The organism is Streptomyces sp. NPDC031426, assembly GCF_055581585.1.
The window spans coordinates 39,928-52,633 of record NZ_JBVIJE010000017.1 but is presented as its reverse complement, the minus strand read 5'-3'; the positions used below and the strand labels follow the sequence as shown (position 1 = coordinate 52,633).

General features: G+C 69.6%; 12 protein-coding genes and 2 pseudogenes. 3 read left to right on the top strand and 11 right to left on the bottom strand.

All coding sequences use genetic code 11. The features are described 5' to 3' along the window. Positions 1-18 precede the first annotated feature (18 nt). The 7 genes and pseudogenes from ACZ5NH_RS29945 to ACZ5NH_RS29915 all read right to left on the bottom strand — a co-directional run bounded on the left by ACZ5NH_RS29945 (position 19) and on the right by ACZ5NH_RS29915 (position 7,442). Complete coding sequence (locus tag ACZ5NH_RS29945) at positions 19-1,296, bottom strand: ATP-binding protein (RefSeq protein WP_468779561.1); 1,278 nt, start codon at positions 1,294-1,296, stop codon at positions 19-21. A 310-nt stretch (positions 1,297-1,606) separates the two neighbouring features. Next, on the bottom strand, positions 1,607-2,101 hold the full coding sequence (locus ACZ5NH_RS29940; RefSeq protein WP_468779559.1) for a hypothetical protein: 495 nt from the start codon (positions 2,099-2,101) through the stop codon (positions 1,607-1,609). A 234-nt stretch (positions 2,102-2,335) separates the two neighbouring features. After that, positions 2,336-2,881, bottom strand: coding sequence for a nucleotide exchange factor GrpE (gene grpE / locus ACZ5NH_RS29935; RefSeq protein ID WP_468779557.1), 546 nt, complete (start codon positions 2,879-2,881; stop codon positions 2,336-2,338). 2 nt (positions 2,882-2,883) lie between these two features. Beyond that, positions 2,884-4,740: a molecular chaperone DnaK gene (gene dnaK / locus ACZ5NH_RS29930; protein ID WP_468779555.1), complete on the bottom strand. Its 1,857-nt coding sequence runs from the start codon at positions 4,738-4,740 to the stop codon at positions 2,884-2,886. A 78-nt stretch (positions 4,741-4,818) separates the two neighbouring features. Further along, a complete protein-coding gene (locus ACZ5NH_RS29925; RefSeq protein WP_468779553.1) occupies positions 4,819-5,661 on the bottom strand; it encodes a hypothetical protein in 843 nt (280 codons plus the stop codon). A 145-nt stretch (positions 5,662-5,806) separates the two neighbouring features. After that, positions 5,807-6,552, bottom strand: a pseudogene (locus ACZ5NH_RS29920) (GntT/GntP/DsdX family permease); the annotation flags it as partial. 77 nt (positions 6,553-6,629) lie between these two features. Continuing rightward, positions 6,630-7,442: an amidohydrolase family protein gene (locus ACZ5NH_RS29915; RefSeq protein ID WP_468779551.1), complete on the bottom strand. Its 813-nt coding sequence runs from the start codon at positions 7,440-7,442 to the stop codon at positions 6,630-6,632. Between the two features lie 104 nt (positions 7,443-7,546). Between ACZ5NH_RS29915 and ACZ5NH_RS29910 the strand changes: the two genes are divergently transcribed. The 3 genes from ACZ5NH_RS29910 to ACZ5NH_RS29900 all read left to right on the top strand — a co-directional run bounded on the left by ACZ5NH_RS29910 (position 7,547) and on the right by ACZ5NH_RS29900 (position 10,009). Next, complete coding sequence (locus tag ACZ5NH_RS29910; RefSeq protein ID WP_388631299.1) at positions 7,547-7,756, top strand: hypothetical protein; 210 nt, start codon at positions 7,547-7,549, stop codon at positions 7,754-7,756. Positions 7,757-8,387: 631 nt separating this feature from the next. Then, positions 8,388-9,536 carry a carboxylate-amine ligase gene (locus ACZ5NH_RS29905; RefSeq protein WP_468779549.1) on the top strand — a complete coding sequence of 383 codons (1,149 nt, stop codon included), beginning with the start codon at positions 8,388-8,390 and terminating at the stop codon, positions 9,534-9,536. A gap of 272 nt (positions 9,537-9,808) precedes the next feature. Then, entirely contained in the window at positions 9,809-10,009 is a 201-nt protein-coding gene (locus ACZ5NH_RS29900; protein ID WP_388631293.1) for a hypothetical protein, read from the top strand. A 125-nt stretch (positions 10,010-10,134) separates the two neighbouring features. Here ACZ5NH_RS29900 and ACZ5NH_RS29895 read toward each other — a convergent pair whose 3' ends face one another. The 4 genes and pseudogenes from ACZ5NH_RS29895 to ACZ5NH_RS29880 form a co-directional block, all read right to left on the bottom strand. Next, complete coding sequence (locus tag ACZ5NH_RS29895) at positions 10,135-11,322, bottom strand: permease (protein WP_468779547.1); 1,188 nt, start codon at positions 11,320-11,322, stop codon at positions 10,135-10,137. A 142-nt stretch (positions 11,323-11,464) separates the two neighbouring features. Continuing rightward, the gene (locus ACZ5NH_RS29890; protein ID WP_468779545.1) at positions 11,465-11,887 is read right to left on the bottom strand and encodes a hypothetical protein; all 423 of its coding nucleotides are present in this window, start codon (positions 11,885-11,887) and stop codon (positions 11,465-11,467) included. A gap of 126 nt (positions 11,888-12,013) precedes the next feature. Next, positions 12,014-12,157, bottom strand: a complete 144-nt coding sequence (locus ACZ5NH_RS29885; protein WP_468779759.1) for a hypothetical protein — start codon at positions 12,155-12,157, stop codon at positions 12,014-12,016. Positions 12,158-12,257: 100 nt separating this feature from the next. Further along, a pseudogene (locus ACZ5NH_RS29880) lies at positions 12,258-12,596 on the bottom strand (hypothetical protein); the annotation flags it as partial. Positions 12,597-12,706: the final 110 nt, after the last annotated feature.

Below are 12,706 nucleotides of genomic sequence, written 5' to 3'. Positions count from 1 at the left end.
ACCGAGCGACGTCGTGGCTCAGAGCCGACTGTAGGTGTCGATGTCCTCGGCGAACTCCTGGACGGCCTGTGCGGTGAGCGTCGGGCGGGTGTCGGCGATGGCGGTCATGTAGTCCTCGGTGGTGGCGGGCCGGCCCCGGCGTTGCGTGACTTCCCGTTCGAACGCGGCCTGCGCGCCCTTGCGGGCGGCGAATTCGATGTCGGCCGGGGTGAACAGCTCGCTGGCCTCGACCAGTTGGTGGAGGTCGACCGCGGCCGCGGATGCCCTGAGGTAGCGGTCCCAGATCGCCGCCCGGGCGGTCGGGTCCGGCGGGCCGACGGGAATGACGTAGTCGAACCGGCCGGGCCGCAGAAAGGCCGCGTCGAGAGAGCGCACCGAATTGGTGGCACAGGCCAGCAGCCGTGAGTCGTGCTCGCGGAAGACAGGGATGAGTTTGAGCAGCTCGTTGGTGACTCCGTGGCCGGGATCGACCGCTTTCCCGGAACGCACCCCCGCGATCTCTTCGACTTCGTCGATGAAGAGCAGTACCGAGTCCAGTTCCGCGAGGTCCGCGAAGGTCTCTCGCAGCGCCGCGGCCAGGCCCTCACTCGTGTCGGCCGCGAGCCGGGACGGGAAGAGTTCCACGAACGGCCAGCCGAGCCGCGAGGCCACCGCCTTGGCGAAACTGGTCTTGCCGGTGCCGGGCGGGCCGAACAGGATGATCGCCTTGGGTGGCCCGACACCGTAGCGGTCCGCCAGCGCGGGCTCGGTCAGCGGGAGCACGACACGGCGCTCGATGACCTCTTTCTCGCGCTCCATGCCGGCCATGGTGTCCCAAAGCCCCTCGGGGAGCATACGGCCGCCCAGCGCGGCGAGGACGTCGGCGTTGGCGGTTCCCGGTGGTTCGAGTTTCTCGTAATAGGTCAGGTCGTCGCGGAACCGGTAGCCGGAGTTCTCCAGAGCCTTCGTCCCGGCGGCACCGGCGGGGAGCAGCGCGCTGATGTGGCGCACGTCCAGTGCGCGCAGGCGCCGTTCCAGTTCGGCGAGCAGCGCACTGCCGATCCCGCGCTCGCGCCATCGGGAGGCGAGTGCCACCAGAAGGATCCAGCCCCGTTTGCCGTGGGCCTGCGCCACGGCCATACCCACCAGTTCGTCGCCGACCACGGCGACGACCGCCGTCTGACCGGCCTTGGCGGCGGCCATCACCTCCGAGACCGGAAACACCCGGTCCTCGTCGGCCCGGCGGCTCTGGTCCCAGATCTGTATGGCCTGGTCGAGATCGTCGTCGTGATAGTCGCGCAGATGCCAAGCGGGCATCGTCACCACCTCGCCCGGTGTGGGAGTCCCATTGTCGCCGCTGCGGGCATCGGGGCACGAACCGAGCCGACCCCGACCTCTCGCAGCGGCCCGCGATCGATCACGAGTACGCCCGCGGCCCGCCCTGCACACTCGCAGCGCAGCGGATGTAGGAGCCGGACGCTGCTCTGTTCGACCTGACGTGGGGGCTGGGCGCCACCGCGATGGGCTCGCGATTCATCCTGGCCGGAGCCTTGGTGGCCGGACTCGTCTTCACCCGGCACCTCGTCCAGGGGTTCGTCCGGGCCAGGTCGGCTGCAGGCCCGCGCGGTCAGTAGCGCACCGCCGTGCCGACGACCGCGTGCACTTCGCCGTTGAGCTTGCGATTGCTACGGGCGGTGCCCTCGCCGGAGGCACCGGCGGCCACGTCCTTGACCGTCACCACGACCACGTCCAGCAGATTGCCGCTCTTGTCGGTGAAATTGACCTGGACCGCGAAGGACTTGGCCGAACCGGCGGTGTTCTTGGCCGTCACCCTGGCCGTGGCCCGGCCGTCGCCGCCGATGGCGACGGAACCGAGTGTCACCTCGTCCTTGGCGTTGACCCCGCCCTTGGCCTCGTCGAGCTTCCGTCTGGCCTCAGCCGAGGCCGAGGCCAGCGCGTCCGCTCCCCGGGAGGCAAGGGAGGAGGCGGCGGAGGAGGCCGCCGAGGCCGCCTTGCTGACGCTGCCGGAGGGGCTTCCGGAGTTGCCGGAGCACCCGGTCACCGCTACCGCGATCACGGCCAGCACCGCGCCCGCCGTGCCCCGTGTCCCGTGCCCGCCCATACCGCGACTCCCGTGCGCTCGGAACGTTCCGTTCCGCCCAGTGAACAGTGCACGGCCCTAGCCCGCACATCGAGTCGGACGCACGGGTGTCACAGGCACCCGAACGGTCCCGTCGCAGCCCGGGAACCGACCAGCGGGGCGGCGATCTTCGCCACCGCCCGGGAGCGGATGGTCTGCCGGTGAGGCCAGTTCATCGTACCGGCCGGACGGCCGGCGTCGTGCGGCGGTTTCCGCCTACGCGCCGCACCCGCGGGGCCCGTCCCCCGTGTCGATCACCGTGAACCGGGGCTCCCCCCGATCGTGCACGAGCGGGGTTCGCGCGGCCGGCTCCGGCCCGGTGACCTCCACGTTGGCCGGGCGCAGCAGTCGGGGACCGAGCCGGTAGCCGGGGCGCAGGATCTTCGTGCAGATCAGCTGGTCGGTGTCGGAGCCGATGTGGTGGGTGACGGCGTCGTGGCACGCCGGGTCGAAGGGGTCGCCCTTCTCCCCGAACACCTCGAGTCCCAGGGAGCCCAACTGAGTGCCGAGCGTGTCGGCGATGTCCCTCAGGCCCACCGTCATGGGCTCGTGCGCGCACGCGCGGTCGACCGAGTCCAGCACAGGCAGCAGGGCACGCAGGACATTGACCACGGCGATCTCGCACACGGCCATGCGGTCCCGCCGCACCCGCTTGCGGTAGTTGTCGTACTCGGCCTTCACCCGCTGCAGGTCGGCCGTGCGTTCCTCCAGCAGACGCTGCAACTGGGCGAGGTCCGGATTCTGCAGCCGGCCCTTGTCCATCGTCAGCCCGCCTCCGGCTTGTCGTCGTCGACGATCTCGGCGTCCACCACGCCTTCGTCCGAGGAGGCGGCGGAGGACGTGTCCGTACCGGCGGCCGCCTCACTCTCCGTGCGGGACCTCTCGTACATGGCCGCCCCGATCTTCTGCGCCGCCTCGGCCGCCCGTTCCATGGCCTGCCGGATCGCCGCCGTGTCCTCGCCCTTCAGCCGCTCCTTCAGCTCCGTGAGCGCGCTCTCCGTCTCGTTCTTCGCGTCGGCCGGGATCTTGTCGGGGTTGTCCCTGATGAGCCTCTCGGTGGAGTGGACGAGCTGTTCGGCCTGGTTACGGGTCTCCGCGGCCTCCCGGCGCCTGCGGTCCTCCTCGGCGTGCTGCTCCGCCTCGCGGACCATGCGGTCGATGTCGTCCTTGGGCAGCGCCGAGCCGCCGGTCACGGTCATCTTCTGTTCCTTGCCGGTGCCCAGGTCCTTGGCCGAGACGTGCATGATCCCGTTGGCGTCGATGTCGAAGGTCACCTCGATCTGCGGCACTCCGCGCGGCGCCGGCGGCAGACCGCTCAGCTCGAACATGCCGAGCTTCTTGTTGTACGCGGCGATCTCCCGTTCGCCCTGGAAGACCTGGATCGTCACGGAGGGCTGGTTGTCCTCGGCGGTGGTGAAGATCTCCGAACGGCGGGTCGGGATCGTGGTGTTGCGCTCGATCAGCTTGGTCATGATGCCGCCCTTGGTCTCGATGCCGAGGGACAGCGGGGTGACGTCGAGCAGCAGGACGTCCTTGACCTCGCCCTTGAGAACACCGGCCTGGAGCGATGCCCCCACGGCCACCACCTCGTCCGGGTTCACACCCTTGTGCGGGTCCTTGCCGGTCAGCTCCCGCACCAGGTCCGTCACCGCCGGCATACGCGTCGAGCCGCCCACCAGGATGACGTGGTTGATGTCGGACACCTTGATCCCCGCGTCCTTGATCGCGTTGTGGAAGGGGCCCTTGCAACGCTCCAGCAGATCCGACGTCAGCTGCTGGAACTGGGCGCGGGTGAGCTTCTCGTCCAGGTGCAGCGGGCCCTCCGCGGAAGCCGTGATGTAGGGAAGGTTGACGTTCGTCTCCGTCGAGCTCGACAACTCGACCTTGGCCCGCTCCGCGGCCTCCCGCAGCCGCTGCACGGCCATCTTGTCCTTGGCGAGATCGATGCCGTAATTGTTCTTGAAGGTCGTGACCAGGTGGTCGACGATCCGCTGGTCCCAGTCGTCGCCGCCGAGGTGGGTGTCGCCGTTGGTGGCCTTGACCTCGATGACGCCCTCGCCGATCTCCAGCAGGGACACGTCGAAGGTACCGCCGCCGAGGTCGAAGACGAGGACCGTCTGGTCGTTCTCCTTGTCCAGGCCGTACGCCAGCGCGGCGGCCGTCGGCTCGTTGATGATCCGCAGTACGTTCAGACCGGCGATCTCCCCGGCCTCCTTGGTCGCCTGCCGCTGGGCGTCGTCGAAGTAGGCGGGGACGGTGACCACGGCGTCGGTGACGTCCTCGCCCAGGTGCGACTCCGCGTCCCGCTTGAGTTTCTGCAGCACGCGTGCGGAGATCTCCTGCGCCGTGTACCGCTTGCCTTCGATGTCACCGTGCTCGGGGAACCGCCAGCCGTGATCACCCATGTGCCGCTTCACGGAGCGGGCGGTGCGATCGACGTTGGTGACGGCCTGCCGTTTGGCGACCTCCCCGACCAGCACCTCGCCGCTCTTCGCGAAGGCCACGACCGAAGGCGTCGTCCGGGCACCCTCGGCGTTGGTGACCACGGTGGGCTCGCCGCCCTCGAGGACCGAGACCACGGAGTTCGTCGTTCCCAGGTCTATACCGACTGGACGCGCCATCTGGACTCTCTCCCTCCTGCCCCCCCTCCATTCTCGGCCCGGTGGCTGACCACTGCGAGCTGCTCATCCGGACCGATGTCACCCTGTGCCAGGTCGTGACTCATAGTGCAGGCTGTGAAAACGCCCCTCCGCCTCGCGCCCGGCAGGGTCATGACCCAGTGCCCGTACCGTGGCGATCGCAAACCGCTGTTCGCGCTCGTCGGTGAAGAGCCGCTGTGGATAGGTGCGCGAGACATCGAGCGTGGTGTGCAGCCCGTGTTCGGCCAGGGTGCGCACGACCGGGTGGTACGACACCGTCCGCAGCACGAACGCGCTGATCCATACCGGTCTCCGGGTACCGTCGAGCAGTGCCGTGAACGTCCGGGCGGTGATGTAGCTGCCGCCGCCGGTCAGCGTGATGAGCCCGACCTCGGCGAGCGCACTCATCAGCCCGGGGCCGGGCGGTCCCTGTTCCAGGTCGTCGGTGAAGGCGGCGTCCAGGAGGCCCACCTCCAGCGCGTACCGCACGGCCGGCGCCGCGACGTCCAGGCCGAACACCGGCACCGCGTCCGCTCGGCGCCGCTCGGCGTAGTACTCCCTGTCCCACGCCGCGAGTTGCGCCGTCGACATGTCCTGGCAGGCGGGTGAGGTGTATCGCTCGTACATCTCCGCAAGCGTCACGTCGTGGTTGAGCAGCGCGGCGTTGATCCCGTACGAGCAGCACAGGTCCAGCACCGCCGGCCGATGGGGGCGGCCGTCGTCGAGCGCGGCCCGCTGGGCGGCGGCCTGCCGGAAGACCGGCTGGGCATGGTGCGGGATCTCGTACTCCAGCGGGGCGAGCCGGCGGAAGTACATGCGGGGGTCCGGCCGGTCGTAGATGTCGTCGAACCGCGACTTGCCGCTCGCCACGCCCTCCGCACCGCCAGAGCCCGACTCGGCCATGCCGTACTCCTCCTCGCGGAACACATCGGTACCCCCATCATGTCTCGCCCTTTATGCCCGGGATGTCTGCCACACCGAGGTCCGCAGGTCCTGGCGCGGGAGGACGGGAGGACGATGACGGAACGGCCGCACCTTTGCGACGACGTCACACGCTCAAGGCCTCCAGGATCGACTCCATGGCGAGGACACCGCCGAGCCCGAGCACGGAAAGCGCAGTCGTATAGGTGGTGCGCGCCTTGACATGGGAGAAGGCGATCGATCCGCAGGAGATGGCGAGGACCATGATCTCCGGGTGGACTCCGCTGCCGGCGAGCAGTGGCAGTGCCACGCCCGAGGCGATGACCACGGCGACCGTGGCCGAGCCGAGGGCCACGCGCAGGACGGCGGCGATGAGCCAGGCGAGGATGATCGGCGACAGGGACCAGCCGGCAGTGGTGTTCTTGATGTGGTCCGAGATCCCACCGTCCACGAGGACCTGCTTGAACGCGCCGCTCGCGCCGATCACCAGCAGGATCATCGCCATCGCCTGGGCGGCCGACCCGCAGGATGCGCTGACCCCTTCCAGGCTGCGGCCGATCCGCGGGCCGAACGCCCGGATCGCGACGGCCAGGGTGAGGAGCAGGGCGATGGGCGCCGAACCGATGAAGGCGATGAAGTGCAGGACGGGCCCCGACCCCGAGCTGGCCAGGTCCATGACCGCCGCTCCGGCGATGAGCACCACGGGGAGCAGGGCCACCGAGAGCGACCAGCCCATGCCCGGCATCTCCTCGTCGGTGAAGACGCGGTCGCTGACCAGGCCGGTGGGTATGGAGGGTTCATCTTCCGGACGAACGGCAGGCGCGGCCACGTCTGCCCGACCAGCGCACCGGCCGGGACGGCGATGCGTCGACCACGGCAACTACACGACCACGGACGACATCACCTACTACCGCCGGCGCACATGACCGGCGCCGACCCGGACTTCGGGGTCAGAGGCTGAAGACCCGACGAGCGTTCCCGGACAGGAACAGCTCGGTGGCTTCTTCGTCCAGGTCGAGATCACCGAGGTGTTCCAGTGCCTGGACAGGGCTGATCATGGGGTAGTTCGTGCCGAACAGCACCTTCCCACGGCCCCGGCCGCGCAGATACTCGACGAGTTCCTGCGGGTAGCGGCGGGTGGTGTAGGCGCTGGTGTCGATGTAGACGTTGGCGTGTTTGTCGGCCACTGCGATCATCTCCATGGTCCACGGGTAGCCGATGTGACCGCAGACGATGGTCAGTTCGGGGAAGTCGAGCGCGACCTGGTCGATATAGGGGATGGGGCGACCGGTTTCGGAGGGGCGCAGCGGGCCGGTGTGCCCGACCTGGGTGCAGAAGGGGATGCCGAGGTCGACGCAGGCGGCGTACAGCGGGTAGTACAGCCGGTCGGTCGGCGGCAGTTGCCACAGCCAGGGTACGATTCGCAGGGCGACGAAGCCGAGTTCCTGAACGGCTCGGCGCAGCTCGCGCACGGCCTGGACGGGCCGGGTGAGGTCCGCGCCAGCGACCCCGCGCAGCCGTCCGTCGGACTGGGCGACGAACTCGGCCACCTCGTCGTTGCTGATCAGCGGTCCCTGCGGCCCGTACCAGGCCGCCGAGAGACCGATCTCCACATCTGCCGCGGCCATGGCCGCCACGGTGGCCTTGACCGGCAGCGGCTCCTCCAGCGGTCCCTGCCCCGTCCAGCGGCGCAACGACTCGAACATCTCGTGGTTGGAGTGACGGAGCGTGGGGTGTTGCATCCACACATCGATGACCGGCACGGCTTCTCCCGAGGTGGCTAAGCGATCGCTTACTCCAACCATAGTCCCTACACGTCTGCCGGTGTACGGCCGCGGGGCGGGCCCGGGCGCGCGAGAGGAGTGGCGTGACGACCACGACTCCCGCCGGCGCGGGCGGCCTCGGGGAGCCGCTGGGCCACGAGCCGGCGCAGACGCTGGTGGCGACGGCCCGCGCGGTGGGAGCGCAGCAGCCGGAGGATCTCAGCGTGGACAGCGAGGTGGAGCACCTGGCCCGTACCGGCTCATGTCCTACGGCCTGGACCTCCCGACCGGCTGAGGATCCTCTCGGTGTATGAACGTTTGGCCCCCGCTGGTCCGCCGTCCCGGGACTTGGCGGACCGGCGCCTGTGAGGGCGCTCTCACGGGGTAAACGGAACCTACGCCTCCACCTGCCGTGGTGGAAGCCCTTCGGGTGTGTGGTCCAGGTCATATCGACAGGGTGCCGAACCTTCGCCGGGCCGGGTGGCAGGAGGTGGGCTCGGGGAATGGCGGTGCGGTCAGTGTCGGACACATCAAGCTGAGCGTCTCGCCGCTGCAAGCGCCCCTTCCTTCCCGTGCTGCTCGTCAGGAAGCGGCCGGCACCGGCTGTGAGGGTCGTCGGTCCGCCCCCCCGGCTGCGCATGCCCTGTGGGCGATTTCCCTGGTGATTCCGGGTCCGGGCCCTGGCCGGAGCCGGGGTGCAGCGGTCCCCGACCGCCGAACCGGTCATGGGCCGTCAGCGCGTGCTGATGCTGGCTTGGTAGCCGCTTGCAGGGCCTCGGGCGAAGGCTCAGCATGACGGTTCCCACTCGTTGTTCCGGCAGCACGTCGGCTTGTCCGTTCAGGTGCGTGAGGAGTGCACGTGACCTGTGCGGGGCCGGCGACGGGTGGTTTCCGGTGTCCCGTGTCTTTCGGAAAGGGCTGGATGTGCCAGAGCCGTTTGATGCCGTGACCCCTGCTGCCGTCGGCGGGGCGGGGTGCTCGCCGGAGGCGGCCGCACCGCCGACGGTCGGTGTGGAGGAGGAGTTCGTCCTGGCCGACCGGCGCAGCAGGTCGGCTGTCTGCCGGTCTCTTTCCGTGCTGCCTGCCGCTCGTGCTCTGCTCGGCGGGTCGCATGTCACGCCGGAGCTGTCGCAGTCCCAGGTGGAGACGGTCGGTGCGGTGTGCCGTACCGGCGCTGAAGTGGAAGCGGAAGTCCTTCGATTACGCGAGGGTACGGCTGCCGCGGCGGCCGAACACGACTGTCTGCTGGTGCCCAGCGGCGTGGCGGTCCTGGGCCGTTGCGGGCCGCCGCCCGTCCTCGATCAGGCGCGGTACCGGGCCCTCGCGGACCGCTTCGGGCCTTTGATTCACGGGCAGGGGGTCAACGCCTGCCACGTGCACGTCGGCGTGGCCGACCGGGAGGATGCCGTTCGGGCGGTCAACCACCTGCGTGGCTGGATGCCGTTGCTGCTGGCCCTGACCGCCAACTCCCCGTACGGCGATGGCGCGGACACCGGATACGCGAGCTGGCGATCGGTGATCTGGAGCCGTTGGCCCTCGGCGGGACCTCCACCCTGCCTGCGCGACGCGGCGCACTACCAACGGGTCGTCGACCAGCTCGTGGCCTCCGGGGCGGCGCTGGATCCGGCCATGGTCTACTGGCATGTCCGGCCCTCGGCGCATCTTCCCACCATCGAGGTACGCATCGCGGACGTGATGCCCGACGCCACGACCACCACCGCGTACGCGCTGCTCGTTCGCGCCCTCGTCGGGCACGCCGTGGAGTTGGTGCGCTCCGGCGAACCCGTGCCCGATGTCCCCGATCTGCTGTTGAGGGCGGCGTGCTGGCAGGCCGCCCGGCACGGACCGGTCGGCGCTTTGCCCGGCACCCACAGCCGTGACTGTGCTCCCACGTCGGTCGGCCGGCTGATCGAGGAGCTGTGGAAACGGGTGGAACCACACCTCAGCCGGCACGGCGACGACCGGCGGGTCAGCGACTGGCTGGGCGAAGTGCAACTCCATGGGTCCGGCTCCGCGCGGCAGAGGCGGGTGGCGGAACGGCGCGAGGGTGACCTGCGGGCTGTGGTGGACGACCTCGCCGTCGAGGTTCCGTGAAGCCGCCGAAGCTTGCCATGTCTTCGGGCGATCGGAGACCGGTGCTTTGGGGGCGGTGTGGCTCTTGTGGCCCTTGTTGCACGAGGCCGCTGAGTGGGCGCGGGGTCCCGCATGCCCGGCCGGAACTCGCCTTCCAACCGTCGACATCGAAGCACACCCGGCGGGTACGGTGGTCACGAGGGCTGTGTTCGGACAGTGAGCTCGGCCCTCGGGTATTCGGCTTCGCCGAACCGTGCCGCTCCTGCTCGTCGGGGGGTGCCATGAAAGTCGAAATGATCCAAACGGCCGCCAACGTTCTCTTCGACGTCCCCGACGAGATGCACGAAGAGATCATCATGCTCATCAGCGCGGTCACCGATGACACCGAGACACGCGCGCCGGACCTTGCGGCCGCGTTCGGCGAGTGGTGCTGGCTGGTGTACACGATCCACGGCGACGTGCTCGAGGTGCTGGACGTCGGCTGCGCCCGGTGACGGCGCGGGCCCGGGCACTGGGCCGGGCCCGACGAAAGGCATCCGGCGGGGCCGGCGCCCATGGTGCCGGGCCGTGCGGGCCCGGCCGCGGGCGGCCGGTGGGGGAGTGCACGGTTGTCGCCGGCTCAGGGGTGGTGGTGTTGGCCCTGCCCATGCGCGTGGTCGTGGTGGTGTTCGCCCTGGTCCGGTGACCCGCCCATCATGCGCAGCATCGCGCGGCCTCCGGTGCGGAGGAAGCGGACCAGCAGGGCGGTGGCCAGCAGCAGGAAGGCTATGTTGAGCCAGGTCGTGTAGTTCCAGCTGACGCCCTCCTGGGGAATCTTCGCGTCGGCCTGGTCGGGGATGAGGCCCAGACCCCCGAAGGCGAACTCCACGATGTAGCCGGCCACCACCATGGCGACGAAGAACGTGCCCAGCAGGAAGGCCGCCATCCGGGCGCCGTAGTACTTCCGGTAGATGTTCAGGATCGGCAGGATCAGCAGGTCGGCGTAGATGAAGGCGATGACACCGCCGAAACTGATGCCTCCCTTCCACAGCACCACGGCCAGCGGCACGTTGCCGATGGAGCAGACGAACGTGGCGATGGCCACCACCGGCCCGATCAGCGGCCCGATCAGCTTGGCGGCGAGCGGATGGCCGGCCAGGAAGAAGCTGTGCCAGAAGTCGTCCGGCACCCATGCGGCGATCGCCCCCGCGATCAGGAGTCCCGCCACCAGGTCGCGCAGGATCGCCGCCCACTCCATGACGAAGATGTGCGAGACCGAGGTCAGGCCGTCACGGGAGAGGAGCCGGCGGAGGAAGCCGCCCTCGCCGCGCACGGACATGTCCATCGCCGCATGCCCCTCCATCGATCCGGCCAGCCCGCGTTCGGCCTGCTCCCGTGCGTGTCGCAGCAGCCGCTCACGCAGGAGAAGCCGGAACAGTACCGCGAGTACGACGATCATGATCGGGCCGCCGACGAACTCCGCGGCGGTGAACTGCCAGCCCATCAACAGCGCCAGGATCACGCCCAGTTCGACCACCAGGTTGGTCGAGGCGATCTCAAAGCCCATCGCCGCCGTGAAGTTCGCCCCCTTGCGGAACAGCGAGCGGGCGAGCGCGACGGCGGCGTACGAGCAGGACGACGAGGCCGCGCCGAACCCCGCGGACAGGGCGAGCGTACGGGGCCGGTCGTCTCCCATGAGTCGTACGACCGTCTCTCGGCGAACCACCGCCTGCACAACGGCGGACAACGTGAAACCGAGGATCAGGGCCCAGGTGATCTCCCAGGTCATAGACCCGGCAATGGACAACGCGTGTCCGATCGCATGCATGATGCACACCTCTCGCCGATGTCTGTCGCCAGCAGGCTCGAGTGTATACCCCAAGGGGGTATCTGGCTGAGAGGTGGAGGTGTGTTCGAGGGACGGCCTCGCGGCCGGAGCAGGCTCCGTGTGTCGACGGGGCCGGCCCGGGTCAGCCGATGAGTGAGTGGAACTGCTCGATCGTACGGCGCCGCATGGTGAGGAAGGCGAGCCAGGAGCCGTCGGCGTAGTGCAGCCGGAAGCGGGCCATCAGCTGGGTCCGGGGTCGGCGTTCGACCCGGGTCACCCACGCCCGCGGCACCTCCCACACCGGGGTGCCGTCCAGGGGCTGGACCAGGCCGACGCGCTGGTCGGTCACACGCAACAGCAGGGCTCCGGAGGTGCGCGGCATCCCCGCGGCGATGCTGCCCGCTCCACCGGACTGCGCGCCCACGCTGTTGACCATGTGGTTCGCGAGGGATGCCCCGATGCCGATGCCCTTGGCGCTCCTGGCCGGGACGACGGAGGCGTACGCCAAGAGCTGCTCGCCCGGGGCGAGTTGACTGTGTGCGGAACGTTCACGGAGGGCCGACATGCTCATGATCTTAGGTGACTGGGAGGGGCATGCGGCAACGGGTGCCGTCGTCGGGCTGCCCCGGGCGGTGCGGTTCATCGACGCCGACAGGTACAACTACCCGCGCAGTGTGAGGGGAACCGTGCCTCAGCCGTGCTGCCGGCTGCCGCAGTCGTAAAGGCGGAAGCCGCCCTTGGTGCGCCGGCCGTAGGCCCTGGAGCGGATGCGTGTGCAGTGGGACTTCACCCAGGTGGTGGCCGGGGTGGTGGGGCGCAGGGGGGTGAGCGGCACGTAGCGGAGTTGGTGAGTGGCGATCAGGCTGCTGAGTTGATCGGCGCTGGGGAAGGGGGGTCTTGCCGGTGAAGCCGCCCATGACGAGCATCGGCTGGGACCGGGCGCGCAGCAGGCGCTCCGCGGGGTAGGCGGCCTGGGTGGCGAGCAGGTACTTCTCGCCGTGGTGGTGCGCGGTGAGGTAGTCGAGCAGGGCGGTGTCGCGGGCGCTGGGCTGGTCGAGTCCGACCCGGCGGAGGGCGGATCGGGTGTACGGCCTTGTGGTAGGCCTTGCCCACCGGACCGGCCGTCGGCGACGTGGAGGCGCCTGGGTACAGCGGGTCGAGGGAGGAGGCGGCCCAGCCGGCGGGTATGAGCACGCCGCACACCGACAGAGGCACGGCGAGCAGGAGCAGCCAGGAGGCGAACAGGGTCGGCCACTCAGGGCGACGGCGAGCACACCTGCGGCACCGACTGCTCGGGCTATGAGTCTTTGACGGTGGCGCGCGGTCTGCGGTGTCGCACAAAACTCCCCTAGTGATCACGGACCACTGGCCCGGCGATGGCCGG

Bases quoted from the DNA above. Each gene is read 5' to 3' on its own strand.
- ACZ5NH_RS29940 (WP_468779559.1), bottom strand. From the start codon at position 2,101: ATGGGCGGGCACGGGACACGGGGCACGGCGGGCGCGGTGCTGGCCGTG.
- dnaK (WP_468779555.1), bottom strand. From the start codon at position 4,740: ATGGCGCGTCCAGTCGGTATAGACCTGGGAACGACGAACTCCGTGGTC.
- ACZ5NH_RS29890 (WP_468779545.1), bottom strand. From the start codon at position 11,887: ATGTCGGCCCTCCGTGAACGTTCCGCACACAGTCAACTCGCCCCGGGC.
- ACZ5NH_RS29945 (WP_468779561.1), bottom strand. From the start codon at position 1,296: ATGCCCGCTTGGCATCTGCGCGACTATCACGACGACGATCTCGACCAG.
- ACZ5NH_RS29900 (WP_388631293.1), top strand. From the start codon at position 9,809: ATGATCCAAACGGCCGCCAACGTTCTCTTCGACGTCCCCGACGAGATG.
- ACZ5NH_RS29895 (WP_468779547.1), bottom strand. From the start codon at position 11,322: ATGCATGCGATCGGACACGCGTTGTCCATTGCCGGGTCTATGACCTGG.
- ACZ5NH_RS29925 (WP_468779553.1), bottom strand. From the start codon at position 5,661: ATGGCCGAGTCGGGCTCTGGCGGTGCGGAGGGCGTGGCGAGCGGCAAG.
- grpE (WP_468779557.1), bottom strand. From the start codon at position 2,881: ATGGACAAGGGCCGGCTGCAGAATCCGGACCTCGCCCAGTTGCAGCGT.